This window comes from Klebsiella sp. GB_Kp056, from assembly GCF_040064755.1.
GTDB lineage: Bacteria > Pseudomonadota > Gammaproteobacteria > Enterobacterales > Enterobacteriaceae > Klebsiella > Klebsiella quasipneumoniae.
Window position 1 is genome coordinate 38,784 of record NZ_JBEAJA010000065.1, and the last position, 14,942, is coordinate 53,725.

A 14,942-nucleotide genomic window follows, 5' to 3' on the forward strand; every position below is an offset into this window, starting at 1 on the left:
ATGTATCACTCCCTGTAGCCCCGCCACCGGGGAGATGTACCCGGATAGCGGCTGGCGCCTTATCCGGGCTACCCGTCAGCTCCGGTTTGTAGCCCCGGTAAGCGCAGCGCCACCGGGGAACAGGCATTACTGACTCAAATCCAGCTGATAAATGGCGAAGCCGATATCATCGGCGGCCACCTGGCGCATCGGATACTGGGCTTTCTCTTTGATAAACGCCGCGGCTTTGTCGCCAGGCGAGGTCTCAAAACGAATATCCAGCGGTGTCTTACTGTGGATCGGCGCCAGGCGCCAGTTGTTATCCGCCGCCGGATGGATCGCGCCATCCTTCTTCGATTGCGCGCCAATCCACGCCGCCAGCACCGAACGGTTTTCATCCGGTGAGGCAAAGGCGATATGGCTTTCGCCGGTGCCGGCGAATTTACCGCCATAAGCGCGATAGTTATTGGTGGCGACCAGGAAAGTGGCCTGCGGATCGACCGGTTTGCCATTGAAGGTCAGGCCCTTGATGCGCTCTGCCTGCGGATGGATCATCTGGCACTCGCCGTCGTAGCGGGCCGGCTGGCTGACGTCGATCTGGTAGTTCACCCCGTCAATCACGTCGAAGTTATAGGTGCGGAAGCCGTCCCAGTTGATCAGCGACTGCGGCTTGCTGCTGGCCGGGTCTATCTGGTTAAACTGCCCGGCGGAGCACTCCAGCCACTCCTTGACCTCCCTCCCGCTGACCTTCATCACCACCAGGGTGTTGGGGTAGAGATAGAGGTCGGCGGCGTTGCGGAAGGTGAGCTGGCCTTTTTCCACTTCCACGAAGCTCGCCGGATCGTTTTTACGCCCGCCGACTTTAAACGGCGCGGCGGCGGAGAGCACCGGCAGTTTCGCCAGGTCCGGGTCGCCCTGAATGTAGTGTTCGACGTAGGCTTTTTGCGCCATGTTGACCACCTGCACCGTCGGGTCGTCCTGCACCAGCGCCAGATAGCTGTACATGTTGTCGGCGGACTTGCCGATCGGCTGACTGACGAACTCGCGAGTGGCGTCGTGATCGGCTTTCAGCACCGCCACCAGCTTGCCGTCTTCCGCCGCCAGCGATTTCTTCGCCACCGCGTCGTAGATTGGCCGCGCTTCCGCTTTACTCTGAGTCACCTGCCATTTTCCGCTGTCGTTGTTCAGCACCAGATCGACCACCCCGAGGTGATCGCCCCACATTCCCGGCATTACCGCCGGCACGCCGTTCAGCGTCCCTCTGGCGATATCCGCGCCTTTAATGTTGGCGAAGTCTTTGCCGGGGAACACCGCGTGGGCGTGGCCGAACATGATGGCGTCAACGCCGGGCACCTGGCTTAAGTAGTAGACCGAGTTCTCGGCCATCGCCTGATACGGGTCGGCGGAGAGGCCGGAGTGCGCGACCACTACGACCACGTCAGCGCCTTTCGCCCGCATCTCCGGGATATATTTGCGCGCGGTTTCGGTAATGTCGTTGACCGTCACTTTGCCGCTAAGATTGGCTTTATCCCAGGTCATGATCTGCGGCGGCACAAAGCCGATATAGCCGATGCGCAGGGTGTGGGATTGACCGTCGCTGTCCTGAACCGGGGTATCCTGAATCAGGTAGGGGGTGAACAGCGGTTTGCCGGTTTTGGCATCGATGATATTGGCGTTCACGTAGGGGAATTTCGCCCCCGCCAGCGCTTTGTGCAGGAAGTCGAGGCCGTAGTTGAATTCATGGTTGCCCAGGTTGCCGACGGCATAATTCAGGGTGTTCATCGCCTTATACACCGGATGAACATCGCCCTCTTTCAGCCCCCTGGCGGCCATGTAGTCGCCCAGCGGGCTCCCCTGGATCACATCCCCGTTATCTACCAGTACGCTGTTTTTCGCTTCTGCCCGCGCCTGTTCGATCAGGGTGGCGGTACGCACCAGGCCGAATTTCTCCGTGGCGGCATCTTTGTAATAGTCAAAGTCCATCATATTGCTGTGCAGATCGGTGGTTTCCATGATCCGCAGGTCGACCGTTGCGGCGCTGACGCTGGCGGCGATCAGCGTGGCCAGGAGCGTTGCGCTAAACTTAATCATCAGAGGCGTCCTTTTTTTATGAGCGATAGCACAGAAGAAAATGTATTTATATTCTGTTGCTTACAGAAATGTGAATCTTGCCAGAAAAGTGGGCAGCGAAACCGCCATCGTTATCACAGATAGCGGAACTTGCGGTGATGCGATATAAATAAAACAACGAGTTAACGCCACTGTAACCAGACGAGGTGGAGAATGTTAGAACAAGTATGTCAGCTTGCACGGAACGCGGGCGATGCCATCATGGAAGTTTACGATGGAAACCAACCGATCAACGTCGCCAGCAAGAAAGATGATTCTCCGGTCACGGCGGCGGATATCGCGGCGCATAAAGTCATTGTCAGCGGCCTGCAGGCGCTGGATGCCACCATTCCTGTTTTGTCGGAAGAGGACCCGCCGGCCTGGGAAGTGCGTCAGCACTGGCAGCGCTACTGGCTGGTCGACCCGCTGGACGGCACCAAAGAATTTATTAAGCGTAACGGCGAGTTCACCGTCAATATCGCGCTGATTGAAAACGGCAAGCCGACGCTGGGCGTGGTCTACGCGCCGGTGATGAAGGTGATGTACAGCGCGGAAAAAGGCAAAGCCTGGAAAGAAGAGTGCGGCGTGCGCAAGCAGATCCAGGTCCGCGATGCCCGTCCGCCGCTGGTGGTGATCAGCCGCTCCCATGGCAACGATCCGGAGCTGCAGGAGTACCTTGAGCAGCTGGGCGAGCACCAGACCACCTCTATCGGCTCCTCGCTGAAGTTCTGCCTGGTGGCGGAAGGTCAGGCCCAGCTCTATCCGCGCTTCGGGCCGACCAGCACCTGGGACACCGCCGCCGGCCATGCGGTCGCGGTCGCCGCCGGGGCGCATGTTCACGACTGGCAGGGGAAAACCCTCGACTACACGCCGCGTGAATCCTTCCTCAACCCCGGCTTCCGGGTCTCTATTTATTAAGCAGCTTACGCAGCAGGTCGATCACCTGCTGCACCTCCTGCTGGGTGAGCGCGCCGTCTTTGGCCCACTGTACGCGCCCGCTCTTATCCAGCACCACAATCGCGGAGCTCTTCTCGTCCAGCTGCCAGGCTTTCCGCACCAGCCCGTTGCTGTCGACGATAAATTGCGACCACGGGAAGAGCTGTTTATTACTCTCGATACTGTTGCGTACGAACATGCCGGTGCCCGGGATGGCATCGTCGGTATTGACAATGGTGGTGGTCTGATAGCGATCGTGTGGGAAGCTCGCCGCTTTAATCGCCTCGATCAGGTTGGCATTTTTCTCTTTTGCTGACGAGCGACCAGCGATGTGCTGGATGACTCGCACTTTTCCCACCAGCTGCGAGCTATTCCAGTTTTTATAGCTAAACTTATCATTATCCAGAATAAGTTCGCCCCGATCCGCGACGCCGACCGGCTCCACGCGCTGGCCGTCGACAAAGTTATGCGCTGAGGCCAGCAGCGGGAAGAGGAGTAACGAGGCGGCCAGTATGCTACGTAGGGTCATGCGGAATCCTTAATCATTTTTGTGCAGGTGATCCGACCACTTGGTCTCGTTTAATGATAAGTGCGATTGGCGACGATTACCCGCAATGAGGATGCCAGTTTGCGTGTTGACGCACAAATTAGTCGAAAAACGGCGACTTATACTTACTTCATCGTATGTCCGAAACGAAAATTCTGAATTATTGTCATCAAACGGTAAATAAACTTATACACACTGGGTCCCTCTGAGATTCTGGACTATAGTTTTAGGGCATTAAAATTTGCGCTCCCGATACGTGGGCTAACTGTGGCACCACAGGAGCGTAACCCTGGCAGGAGAGAAGAATGAAAATTTTCCAACGCTACAATCCGCTGCAAGTGGCGAAGTACGTGAAGATCCTGTTTCGTGGACGGTTGTACATCAAGGACGTTGGCGCATTTGAATTTGATAAGGGCAAAATCCTTATCCCGAAGGTCAAGGACAAGCTGCATCTGTCAGTGATGTCCGAAGTCAATCGTCAGGTGTTGCGTCTGCAAACTGAGATGGCATAACCTGACACGTAGCAGTACGTAGTAGGTAAAAGACGGCTCCCGATGGGGGCCGTTGATGTTTTCAGCCCTTCATCTCCGCATAGCGTTTGCGATACTCCCCCGGTGGAATGCCGTTATGTTTACGAAACAAGCGGGTGAAATAGACCGGATCGCTGTAACCCACCGATAAGGCAATCTTGTTAAGCGGGAGTGTGGTGCTCTGAATGAGCCACCTGGCGCGGTTGATGCGCTGAGCTTCCCGCCAGGCGTAAACCGTCTGCCCCAGCTCATTTTTGAAAAGGTGCGCCAGACGTGAAGGAGAGATAAATACCATCGCCGCCAGGGTCTCGATTTTTACCTCTTGCGCGATATGGGCGTTAAGGTAGTCGCAGACGGCGTTAATTCGCGGATCGTGGGCGTGGCGGTTGCTGATGGGCTGTTGCTGAAAACAGCGGAGGATCAACCTTTCCAGGGCGTTCATCGCCAGCGCTTCCGACAGCGGCGCGGAGGCCGAGTGGTGGCGTATCACTTCATGGAACAGATCGCGCAGGTGCTGGAGCTGGTCGGGGTCAGCAACGGTCGTTTTGCCGATGCCGTGTGTGGTTTGGTCCCATTTTAGCCAGTCTATCCAGTAGGGGCGGGGAATAAAGTAGATCCAGAGATGGTCCCAATACTCGCTGTGTTCGTCTCTGCCGTAATGATGAGGCACGCCGGGGGGAAACAGCAGCAGATCGTTTTCCCGACACAGAAGAAAGCCATCGCCCGCTTTCGCTCGCGCCTGGCCACGCAGGGTCAGATTGATGATGTAACCTTTCATCCCCTGCGGACGATTAATGTAGTAGTCCAGTTTGGAGCCGCGGGTTATCGGCGTGAAGCCCGCGACAACCCAGGCATTGAAGGTAAAGGTTTTCATCAATGGCGAGAAATTGAGTAGCTCATTGATATCAAGTTCCATTCTCTCTCCCACCTGAGCGTCGCAGCGTCATTACCTTTCGATGATAGTAAATTCCCATGCCCTGAGGCGCAACGGCTGGCCGCAGCGCACTGTTTCCCCGCTCAGCAGGTCGTTCCCCGCCGTTTCGCTACCGAAATCGAGCGTCTCGCCAGAGTAATTGAACAGGAAGTGGATGGTTTTCCCGGCGCGATTACGCATCTTTTTGACCACTAATGGGTAGCGATAGGCGGAAGTGCGCGAGCGCAATGCGAGATCGGCAGTGAGTACATCAAACAGCTGGCTAATCAATCGCTTCTGCGGCAGGAAGCCAACGTACATCGATCGTCCCCGGCCATAATCCGCTTCGGTGGCGGCCGCGTACTCGCCCCATGCCGGATGCTGATAGCGCAGCAGAGTGCGGGTCCCGGCATCGGGCGTCAGCAGCTCCATCCACAGCTCCGCCTGATTGTCGTTGCGGCAATCAATATCCGCGCAGCATGAGCTTACCGTTGTCCCTTCCGGCAGGGTGAACTGGCTGTAGCTGACGCCACAGCTCTGCCGCAGGATCCCAGGCTGCGCGCTGCGGCGCACTTTGACGTTTTCATCGCTAAAGCCCGATTTAAAGCCGATAAGCGCTCTGCCGCCCTCGGCGATATAGTGGTTGATACGCGCCAGCAGGCCATCATCGGCAGCGTACAGGCCGGGAACGATCAGCACCCGGTAGCGAGAGGTCTCCTCGTTGACGTCGTGGATGATATCGAGGCTGATATTGTGGTCATACAGCGCATCGTGGAAGCGGCGGAAAATATCGTTATAAATATTGCCCTTGGCGTCGCCGGGGCGGAACTGGTTAAGGGCGTCCATTGCCTCATTGCTTATCAGCAGCGCAACGTCGTTTTCGGCCTTCAGCTCCGCCAGCTGCGGCGACAGGCGGGCAAAGTCAGCCCCGATAGTGGTGGCCTCCTGCCAGGTCGGATTACGCGAGAAGTCGTGGCTGAGCAGCCCCTTCCAGTAGGTTTCGAAGGCGTTATGAATTGAATGCCAATGCCAGTAGGAGACCATGGCGGCGCCGGAGGCGATATGGCTGAACGCCTGCAGGCGCAGCTGCCCCGGGAAGGGAGTCCACTGGGCGAAACCCTGCGCCTGCGTTTCCAGCACGAAGTAGTTCTGGCCCGGCTTAAGCGAGCGGGTGATGGCGCCGCCGAAGGCGATTTCCCGCCCGGTCAGGTGCGCCTGGCTCGGGTGATAGATATCAACACCGGCGATATCCAGTGCCTGCGCTGCCGCAAAATGGTCGACCCGCGGCTGCACGCCGTAAGAGTAACCGCGCCATTCAAAATCGAAGTTGTGGGTGACGAACTGGTGCGGCTGGGCGTACTCGCGCACGATCTCCGCCTGCCAGGCCAGATACTCGGTGACCTGCTGGCGCTGATAACGGAAAAAGGCGCAGGCGAGGCTGGCGTTGATGGTATTTTCCACCGGCGGAAAATCCTGCCAGCGGTCAATGCGGTTGCTCCAGTAATCCAGACCGAAATCGTGATTTAGCTGCCGGAGGTCAGGATATTTCTCCTGCAGGCTGCGCACAAAGCCCTCCTGCATATAGCGGCCGATATTGTCGTAATGCTTGGTTTCGTTATCCAGTTGCCAGCCGATAATTGCCGGATGGTGCTGCACATGCGCCATCAGCGTGCGGATAATTTTTTCGGCATAGCGGCGAAAGGTCGGGTTGACGATATCCATGATCTGCCGTGGGCCATACTTTTGCTGCCCTGTGACGGTGGTGACCAGAATATCGGGATGTTTCGCCGCCAGCCAGGCCGGGACCGCGTAGGTCGGCGTCCCGACGATGACCGCGATGCCGGCCTCATGCATCGCCGCCAGCACCCGGTCGATATGGTAGAAATTGTACTGGCCCTCTTCGGGTTCCAGCGTACTCCATGTGGACTCGGCGATACGCACTACGTTAATGCCGGTTTCGCGCATTAAGGCAATATCCTTGGCCAGCCGATCTTCCGGCATATATTCATCGTAATACGCCACGCCATAAAATAACTGAGACATGCAGACTACCTCCTGACATTAATTCGCGGGCACAGGTTGTGAAGAGAACACGCGCGCTTTATCCAGCGTGATAAACGAAATGAGCGTGAAGCACAGGGCGATACTTCCCAGCACGATATAGCTGCTGGTAAAGCCCATTCTCTGGTACATATGGCCGATGCCGGTGGAGAGGAAAATAGAGCTAAAGCTTTTTGAAAACTGAAAACCAATTAAGTAAACCGTCGCAGAAAGCAGGGGGTTAAAGTTAGCGGTAATATATTTAAGCGCCGCGACGAGTAACACCGAGCTTTCAAATCCATGGAGAAGTTTAATCAGGCTGATGGATATCGGGCCAATAGCCCACGCGGAACCGATAATGCGCAAGCTCATAATCAGCCCGCAGTATAACAGCGCATTTTTGGGGCCGATTTTATTCACAAACCACGGCGCAAAGAACATGACGACGGCATCAAGGAAAATCTGTCCTGTCGTTAAATAACCGAAGACTTCTGCGCCCCGGGCTTTACTCTCAAAGAAGTGGCTGTAGTAGATAGCGAACTGCTGGTCATAGGTTTCATAGACCGCGCCCACGCCAATCACATAGAGCGCGAAGAACCAGAATTTTTTAATTTTCAGCAGCGAGGCGGCATCGCGGAGGGTGACCGGAGACGTTTTGCCAGACAGTAGCCCCTGCTGCTGATGGGTGCTGATCTGCATTTTCCAGACAATCACCAGCAGGCAGACACCTGCCGCGCTGGCCAGCCAGAAAATCATGTTCTGATCGATGCCGTAGAGCTTTCCTGCCGCAAAGGTGCCGATCGCGGCGCCGATGCCGCCGAACATCCTCGCCCGACCAAATTCGAAGCCGGAGGCGCGGCTGACCTTATCGATGTAGGCTTCGCAAATCCCGCAGCCTGCGCCGTAGGCCATGCCAATATAGAGGCCGCCAGCCAGTGCGCCGAGGAACACATTTATTTTTAACAGAGGCGCGAAGACATAGATCCAGTATGGGGCGAATAAGGTGATAATGATCGCCAGCATCCACATCAAATTCTTACGATACACCAGCTTATCCGATATAAAACCGAATAATGGCTGAACGCAGACGGCCACAATAGCGGTGAAAGAATAAACCAGACCGACGTCCGTGTAGTTAATACCGATGGTTTCCGTTAACCACAGTGATAAATAGGGGTAGCAGCATCCCCAGCCTATAAAGAAAAACAGGAAAAACAGACAGCTGATAAAGTAATTTTTATTCGACGTTATCATGGTAACCCTCGCTTCCTTTATTCAGGAATATGATCGTGTAGACGCGAGCAACGTTACCTTTTTGCGCACGGGGGAGTCATGAACGTTTCGCTATGGAGCAGTAATAATCTGCTATCGGCAGAGGGGCGTGAGCCGCTTCACATTCGGGCAATAAAAAGGGCGGATGATCATCCGCCCTTAAGAGAGAGAAAAGATGACGCTCAGGCGTTCTGGCTTTCCGCCGCTTCCGACTGCTTGGGCACCAGCACCGTTGGCTTGTTATCGATGCGGGTCACCAGCAGCTGGTCGATACGGTAGTTGTCGATATCCACGACCTCGAACTTATAGCCGGAGAACTTCACCGCGTCGGTGCGCTTGGGGATTTTACGCAGCATAAACATCATAAAGCCGCCGATGGTCTCGTAGTTCCCGGACTGCGGAAACTCGTCGATATCCAGCACGCGCATCACGTCATCAATCGGCGTACCGCCATCGATCAGCCACGAGTTTTCATCGCGAGCGACGATCTGCTCTTCCAGCCCCTGGCCGACGAGATCGCCCATCAAAGTCGTCATCACGTCGTTAAGGGTGATGATCCCGACCACCAGCGCATATTCATTCATGATCACCGCGAAGTCTTCCCCGGCGGTTTTGAAACTTTCCAGCGCTTCGGAGAGGGTCAGGGTATCCGGGACGATCAGCGTGTTGCGGATCTGCACGCCGCCGGTCAGCACCAGGCTCTGGTTCGCCAGCACGCGGTTCAGCAGATCTTTGGAATCGACGTAGCCGATAATATGGTCGATATCTTCATTACAGACGAGGAACTTCGAGTGCGGATGCTCGGCCACTTTATTCTTCAGGCTCTGCTCGTCTTCATGCAAATCAAACCAAATGACGCTTTCACGCGGGGTCATGGAGGAAGGAACGGTGCGGGACTCCAGCTCGAACACGTTCTCAATCAGCTCATGCTCCTGCTTGCGCAGCACCCCGGCCAGCGCGCCGGCCTCAACCACGGCATAGATATCGTCGGAGGTGATATCGTCTTTCCGCACCATCGGCAGTTTGAAGATGCGGAAGATCATATTAGCCATGCCGTTAAACAACCACACCAGCGGGCGGAAGACTAACAGGCAGAAGCGCATCGGGTTGATGATGCGCAGGGCCACGGTTTCGGGCGCAATCATACCGATGCGTTTCGGAGTCAGGTCAGCAAACAGGATGAACAAGCTGGTGACCAGGGTAAAAGAGATGATGAAGCTCAGCTGCTCGGAGAGCTCCGGTGACATATACCCGCTGAGCAGGCTATAAAACGCCGGGGAGAAGGCCGCGTCGCCCACGATACCGCCCAGAATGGCGACGGCGTTAAGGCCAATCTGCACAACGGTAAAGAAGGTGCCCGGGTTCTCCTGCATCTTCAGCACCCGCTGTGCGTTGACGTTGCCTTCATCGGCCAGCAGTTTCAGTTTGATTTTACGTGAGGCGGCCAGTGAGATTTCCGATATCGAAAAAAAGGCACTGACGGCTATCAGACAGAGTATTACTAAAATACTGTTTAACATATCTTTTCTGACCGTTGAGGTCAGATCCTCGGAAGGGAAGTTGATCGAACTAAAAGGAAGCTACTTGAACACCCGCCCACAGGCGCGGGCTGGCAATTTCAGAGGCTAGTATAGCGTAACAGTCGGTAAAATCGCCAGAGTATTGATTAATCATTGTTAATTACGCGGGTATCTCACCTCCGCACCTCATCGTAAAAGCGTACATATGATGATAAGAGAGTGAATAGTTATTTACAGCAGGAAGCGTGCTGATGATCTGGCGAGAGGTGAGGTCTACTCTGGTAATAGAGGGCGCGCATGGATCACAAAAATGCGCAGTGCCTGATGAAAAAACCTGAAAATTTGTGAGGACAATAGCAAGGATATTTTTAGCGGCTTGACCATTTATATTCGGAAATTGAATCATACCGGCCAATGAAAACGATATAGCAAACGTTCTCACATTAATTTTATAAATATATTAGTGCCGTCATATTATTTTCCGTTTCATTGAATAATGATCAATTTTAGGGATGAAATATGCATAAAAAAATCGGTTTTATCGTATGTTGCGCGCTTGGGATACCTACAGTCAGTCACGCCCTGACTTTTGATGTCAGAGGTGGATATCGGGCAGGGAGTCACTCCTACGAATCTCGCTATAAAGTCAGTCAGGGGTGGCAAAACGGCTGGTGGGCGAGTATGGAGATGGATAATAAAAACAATAAAAATAACCACCAGGGAAAAAATGGTACCGATAAAGCCGATGGGTCCCACTCCTTTGGCGACAGTACGGTCGATTACAATGAAATAGAGGTCAACTATAGTTGGCCATTCGCCGAAAAATGGACGTTGCAACCAGGCGGGATCTATCACTGGAGCAGCAAAGGTACCCAACTGCGGCCTTATCTGCGCGTTAATGTTAAATCCACGCCAGACCTCACCTTTGGCCTGCGTTACCGCTATGACTACAACACTTACGAAACGGTCAATAGCGCCGGCGAGTCGCATCGGGACAGCGTCAATCGCCTGGATATCTATGTTAACTATAAATTTAACGCGCAATGGAGCGCCTTATATCAAGGCACCGTTTATCGACACGTTAATGACGATTATAAATACAGGAATGACAAATCGTCGGCGACAGAAAATGCCTTTACGCTACGCTATAAATGGAATGACTGGTTCAGTCCCTATATCGAATATGATTATCTCGGGAAACAGGGTTACCATGACGGCCAAAATAAAATTTCAGAGTCCCGTTATCGAATTGGAATGACGTTTACGCTTTAATCTCACCCTGACGCGCAAGAAATAATATTGGTTGCTTCCCCTGGCCCAGTCACGCCTTTGGGCCAGGATTGCGCGCCGTTTAGCGATATGGTCGCGTGGAGGCGCGGGGGATCAGCGTGGGCAGAGAATAGCGCTGGGGATTTTCCGCGTGATTGCTTAGCAGCAGCTCAACGGCATGGCTGGCAAGCTGATCGAGGGGCGTTTTCACCGACGTTAAGGGTATCGGCAGGCGGCTGACCAAAGGAATGTCGTTATAGCCTACCAACGACACGTCGTTGCCAATCTGCAGGCCAAGCCGGTGCGCGGCGGCCATCACCCCGATAGCCAGGTCATCATTGACGGCGAAAATAGCGCTGGGGCGGGAAGGGCTATTCAGTATTTCATAACCGGCGTTTTCACCAGCCACAATGGTAAAGTCGGAATCTCGCCACCAGTGGGGATTCACCTCTGCCTGCGCTTCCTGCATGGCGCGCAGGAAACCTTTTTGCCGGTTTAACGTACTCGATGAGAAATTCGGGCCGGCAATGATGCCGATTTCCCGGTGGCCTAAATCCAGTAAGTGGCGGGTCGCCAGATAGCCCCCCAGTTCGTCATCACCCACCGCTGACGGGCTAATGCCGTCGGTCCTTAATGCTAAAACATGGTTGATCTGTTTTTCCCGCAGCTGCTGGGGCAGGCGGTCACCCAGCCGACAAGTGGAAAGGATCAGGCCGTCCACCCGACGATCAAGCAGAGATTGCGTGGCTCGCTCTTCGGTTTCCGGATCGTTGCCGCAGGTTGCTACCACCGTGAAATAACCCTGACGCGCGGCGGCCTGAGAGACCGCTTCATAGAACATCGCCGTGACGGTATCGGTCAATCTCGGGACCAGAACGCCTATCGTGCCCGTATCGCCACGGCGCAAACTGGACGCCACGTAGTCTCGTCGATAGCCCAACTGCTTCGCCGCTTCACGTATTTTCTCAGCGGAGGGGCTACGGGATGGGGGAAGGCGTTCATCCAGCACGCGCGAAACAGTTGAAACACTCACACCTGCGGCGCGGGCCACATCCTGCATCGTGATTGTTCTTCCGTTTTGTTCTGAAGATGACTGATTTCCCATGGCCCATTCCCTGTTTAAATTCAGCTGAGATTGTATTCGTAGTTATTTCTTCCACGCAACTTAATTGGCGCGAGCGGTGGTAAGTAACAATGTGGGAAATAGATCACGTAATGCAGATTGATAAACATTTAAGCCGCTCATTTTTGTGATTCCAACTGCATTTATTAGCAGAGTCCCCTTGATCTTGGGAGGTAAAGGGAAGACATTTCAATTGACTTGCAATCGTTCCTGCAATCGATTTCAAGAAAGAAGGTTTATCATCTTTATCTATTGAGATTTGAAAGGAGTTAACATGAAAGCACTTGATTTGCGTGGTATTGTTCCAGCCCCCGTTACCCCTTTTACCCGTGATGGCCGCGTTGATCATCAAGCGATCAAACGCTTAGGTTCCTGGCTTGGCAGCGTGAAAGGGGTGAAAGGCCTGGTGGTGCTGGGACACGCCGGGGAAGGTACCTTCCTGACTCAGCAGGAGCAGGCCGACGTCATCCGTAGTTTTGTTGACTCGACCGATGGCCGTGTGCCAGTGATCGCCGGTATTACTGGCGAAGGGACAGAAGTGGCGGCGCTGGAAGCGCAGCGCGCCGTCGAAGCTGGCGCCTCGGCGGGTCTGCTGTATCCCTCACACGGCTGGCTGCGTTTTGGCTATCAAAAAGGCGCTCCGCAGGATCGCTATCGCGTAGTATACGAAGAGAGCGGCTTACCCCTTATTCTCTTCCAGTATCCGGATGTCACTAAAGCCACGTATAACCTCGAAACGATGCTGGATATTTCCGCGCAACCCGGGGTCTTTGCGATGAAAAATGGTGTGCGTAATATGCGCCGCTGGGATACGGAAATTCCGGTTATTCGCCGCGAACGCCCTGATTTACAGATCCTCAGCTGTCATGATGAATATCTGCTGCATACCGCCTTTGATATTGATGGTTTCCTTGTAGGGTATGGCAATATTGCTCCGGAACTCCTGCTGGAACTGCTGGAAGCCGGTAAAGCGCAGGATTATGTGAAGGCTAAAGCGGTTCACGATCGCCTGCTACCAGTTACTAAGGCCGTTTATCATCGCGGATCGCATATGGAAGGTACCGTGGCGTTGAAACATGCCCTGGTTGAACGTGGCATTCTGGAACATGCGACCGTTCGTTCACCTCTGCTGCCGCTTGAACCGGGCGCCGAAGAAGAGATCAAAGCGGCTATCCGTGCTGCAGGAATTAAAAAAGCGGTTATTTAATTTATTATTTGAATACCGAGCCCGTATTCATTATGAATACGGGTTGATTTTAATACAGATAATCAGGTTTTATTCAGTATATCAGTGTGGCCGTATAATCTTTTATAAAGATACTATAATGAGGCTGTCATGAGTAATTTAGAAAAAACATCTACCGCTGTACCCGCACAAATAGAAATACTGCCCTTCTCTCAATTAATTCGCCGTATTGGTCCGGGAATTGTTCTCACCGGCGTAGTGGTCGGTCCCGGCGCCATCACCACCGCGTCGATGTTAGGGGCGGACTATGGCTATTCCCTGCTATGGCTGCTGATCCCCATTGCCTTTATGGGGATCACCTTCATGTTGACGACCTATCGTATCTCCATGCTCACCGGGATGCCGTCGATAGAAGCTATCCGTCATTATTATGGCAAAGTCGCCGCAGGCTTTGTCGGCGTCGCCACTTTTTTAGCTTGCCTTTTTTTTACCATGGGGAATATCTCGGGGACCGGAGCGGGCATGAACCTGGTTTTCGGCATCGACTGGAAACTCGGCGCGCTAATAATGATTGCGGTGATGATCTATTGCTATTTTTCTAAAGGTGTTTATTCCAAAGTCGAGAAGGGGATCACCATTTGTATTGTGGCAATGATTTTTGCCTTTTATATCACGCTGGTGGGAACAGGAGGACCGGACTGGAAAGCCAGTGGCGAAGGATTAACGCACTGGATCTTTCCCGCGGGCAGTTTAGTCGCGGCGTTGGGCTTTATTAGCACCAATGCCTCTCTGACGACCGGGATCTATGGTACCTATCTTGGTAAAGAGAAAAAATGGAAGAAAGATGATCTTTTTAATGGCGTGATGGTGGCCGATACCGTCGCCCATATCATCGGCGTACTGCTGATCAGCGGGGCGATTATTCTGGTGGGGGCCATCGTCCTTTTTCCCCAAGGGATATCGATTAATACGCCTGCGCAACTGGCGGATTTGTTGACGCCAAGCATGGGGCGTGCCGCGAAATATATTATGGGAGTGGCGTTATTGGGGGCGGGTTTCTCATCATTGTTGGGAAACACTCAGCGTGGGGTTGTTCTGCTTAATTCGGGGTTCAATAAGTCTACTGCGTTGGAAAGTAAAGCGGTGCAGTGGGGATCCATGGTGGTGCTGGTGGTTGCGGGGTTAATTTGCTTTAGCTTCGGCGGCTCTCCGGTGCAGTTAATTTACTTAGCGAATGTCGCAACGGCGGTGTCGACGCCTGTCGCGGGTCTGTTTATCTGCCTGCTGCTGTGGCGAAAGGATATTAATAAAGGATATAAGACGCCAAGGTTATTACAAATATGTATGGTGATCAGCTATCTCTTTTGTTTGTTACTCACTCTCGTCGCCTTGATTAACACCTTACCTAAATTTATATCCTCTCTTTCTACCATGTTTTGAGGTGGAGTATGACTGATGCCGTCCTGCTGGGTGAAGGCTTCACCCTGATGTGCCTCGGCATGGGGTTCGTGCTGGCGT

General features: G+C 53.8%; 12 protein-coding genes and 1 pseudogene. 6 read left to right on the plus strand and 7 right to left on the minus strand.

Annotated elements, in window-relative coordinates:
• Positions 1-126: 126 nt before the first annotated feature.
• Complete coding sequence (cpdB, locus tag ABLV52_RS22770) at positions 127-2,070, minus strand: 2',3'-cyclic-nucleotide 2'-phosphodiesterase (protein WP_348890953.1); 1,944 nt, start codon at positions 2,068-2,070, stop codon at positions 127-129.
• Between the two features lie 192 nt (positions 2,071-2,262).
• On the opposite strand from cpdB, the gene cysQ reads away from it, so the two are divergent.
• Positions 2,263-3,006 (plus strand): 3'(2'),5'-bisphosphate nucleotidase CysQ, encoded by a 744-nt coding sequence (gene cysQ, locus ABLV52_RS22775; RefSeq protein WP_023291737.1) that lies wholly within the window; start codon positions 2,263-2,265, stop codon positions 3,004-3,006.
• Here the strand turns inward: cysQ and ABLV52_RS22780 are convergent.
• Positions 2,996-3,553 (minus strand): YtfJ family protein, encoded by a 558-nt coding sequence (locus ABLV52_RS22780; protein WP_348890954.1) that lies wholly within the window; start codon positions 3,551-3,553, stop codon positions 2,996-2,998. The two genes, cysQ and ABLV52_RS22780, sit on opposite strands and share 11 nt — an antisense overlap.
• 323 nt (positions 3,554-3,876) lie before the next feature.
• On the opposite strand from ABLV52_RS22780, the gene ABLV52_RS22785 reads away from it, so the two are divergent.
• Positions 3,877-4,083, plus strand: a complete 207-nt coding sequence (locus ABLV52_RS22785; protein WP_002886707.1) for a DUF1107 domain-containing protein — start codon at positions 3,877-3,879, stop codon at positions 4,081-4,083.
• A gap of 61 nt (positions 4,084-4,144) precedes the next feature.
• On the opposite strand, the gene araC is transcribed toward ABLV52_RS22785, so the two are convergent.
• The 4 genes from araC to ABLV52_RS22805 all read right to left on the minus strand — a co-directional run bounded on the left by araC (position 4,145) and on the right by ABLV52_RS22805 (position 9,846).
• A complete protein-coding gene (gene araC, locus ABLV52_RS22790; protein ID WP_023291739.1) occupies positions 4,145-5,017 on the minus strand; it encodes an arabinose operon transcriptional regulator AraC in 873 nt (290 codons plus the stop codon).
• 30 nt (positions 5,018-5,047) lie between these two features.
• Positions 5,048-7,057 carry a beta-galactosidase gene (locus ABLV52_RS22795; protein ID WP_348890955.1) on the minus strand — a complete coding sequence of 670 codons (2,010 nt, stop codon included), beginning with the start codon at positions 7,055-7,057 and terminating at the stop codon, positions 5,048-5,050.
• Between the two features lie 18 nt (positions 7,058-7,075).
• Positions 7,076-8,308: an oligosaccharide MFS transporter gene (locus ABLV52_RS22800; RefSeq protein ID WP_032454642.1), complete on the minus strand. Its 1,233-nt coding sequence runs from the start codon at positions 8,306-8,308 to the stop codon at positions 7,076-7,078.
• Between the two features lie 200 nt (positions 8,309-8,508).
• On the minus strand, positions 8,509-9,846 hold the full coding sequence (locus ABLV52_RS22805; RefSeq protein WP_023291742.1) for a hemolysin family protein: 1,338 nt from the start codon (positions 9,844-9,846) through the stop codon (positions 8,509-8,511).
• Between the two features lie 519 nt (positions 9,847-10,365).
• Between ABLV52_RS22805 and ABLV52_RS22810 the strand changes: the two genes are divergently transcribed.
• A complete protein-coding gene (locus tag ABLV52_RS22810; protein WP_348890956.1) occupies positions 10,366-11,118 on the plus strand; it encodes an oligogalacturonate-specific porin KdgM family protein in 753 nt (250 codons plus the stop codon).
• A 79-nt stretch (positions 11,119-11,197) separates the two neighbouring features.
• On the opposite strand, the gene ABLV52_RS22815 is transcribed toward ABLV52_RS22810, so the two are convergent.
• A complete protein-coding gene (locus ABLV52_RS22815; RefSeq protein ID WP_032454644.1) occupies positions 11,198-12,220 on the minus strand; it encodes a LacI family DNA-binding transcriptional regulator in 1,023 nt (340 codons plus the stop codon).
• A gap of 292 nt (positions 12,221-12,512) precedes the next feature.
• Here ABLV52_RS22815 and ABLV52_RS22820 point away from each other — a divergent pair, with 292 nt between their 5' ends.
• From ABLV52_RS22820 to ABLV52_RS22830, 3 genes and pseudogenes are all read left to right on the plus strand, one after another.
• On the plus strand, positions 12,513-13,445 hold the full coding sequence (locus ABLV52_RS22820; protein ID WP_060589674.1) for a dihydrodipicolinate synthase family protein: 933 nt from the start codon (positions 12,513-12,515) through the stop codon (positions 13,443-13,445).
• A 129-nt stretch (positions 13,446-13,574) separates the two neighbouring features.
• Complete coding sequence (locus ABLV52_RS22825; RefSeq protein ID WP_032454646.1) at positions 13,575-14,864, plus strand: Nramp family divalent metal transporter; 1,290 nt, start codon at positions 13,575-13,577, stop codon at positions 14,862-14,864.
• Between the two features lie 8 nt (positions 14,865-14,872).
• Positions 14,873-14,942 (plus strand): annotated as a pseudogene (locus ABLV52_RS22830) (oxaloacetate decarboxylase gamma chain); the annotation flags it as partial.

What these genes read in the sequence shown, in the direction of transcription:
- cpdB (WP_348890953.1), bottom strand. Translation starts at nt 2,070, where the DNA reads ATGATTAAGTTTAGCGCAACGCTCCTGGCCACGCTGATCGCCGCCAGC.
- cysQ (WP_023291737.1), top strand. Translation starts at nt 2,263, where the DNA reads ATGTTAGAACAAGTATGTCAGCTTGCACGGAACGCGGGCGATGCCATC.
- ABLV52_RS22780 (WP_348890954.1), bottom strand. Translation starts at nt 3,553, where the DNA reads ATGACCCTACGTAGCATACTGGCCGCCTCGTTACTCCTCTTCCCGCTG.
- ABLV52_RS22785 (WP_002886707.1), top strand. Translation starts at nt 3,877, where the DNA reads ATGAAAATTTTCCAACGCTACAATCCGCTGCAAGTGGCGAAGTACGTG.
- araC (WP_023291739.1), bottom strand. Translation starts at nt 5,017, where the DNA reads ATGGAACTTGATATCAATGAGCTACTCAATTTCTCGCCATTGATGAAA.
- ABLV52_RS22795 (WP_348890955.1), bottom strand. Translation starts at nt 7,057, where the DNA reads ATGTCTCAGTTATTTTATGGCGTGGCGTATTACGATGAATATATGCCG.
- ABLV52_RS22800 (WP_032454642.1), bottom strand. Translation starts at nt 8,308, where the DNA reads ATGATAACGTCGAATAAAAATTACTTTATCAGCTGTCTGTTTTTCCTG.
- ABLV52_RS22805 (WP_023291742.1), bottom strand. Translation starts at nt 9,846, where the DNA reads ATGTTAAACAGTATTTTAGTAATACTCTGTCTGATAGCCGTCAGTGCC.
- ABLV52_RS22810 (WP_348890956.1), top strand. Translation starts at nt 10,366, where the DNA reads ATGCATAAAAAAATCGGTTTTATCGTATGTTGCGCGCTTGGGATACCT.
- ABLV52_RS22815 (WP_032454644.1), bottom strand. Translation starts at nt 12,220, where the DNA reads ATGGGAAATCAGTCATCTTCAGAACAAAACGGAAGAACAATCACGATG.
- ABLV52_RS22820 (WP_060589674.1), top strand. Translation starts at nt 12,513, where the DNA reads ATGAAAGCACTTGATTTGCGTGGTATTGTTCCAGCCCCCGTTACCCCT.
- ABLV52_RS22825 (WP_032454646.1), top strand. Translation starts at nt 13,575, where the DNA reads ATGAGTAATTTAGAAAAAACATCTACCGCTGTACCCGCACAAATAGAA.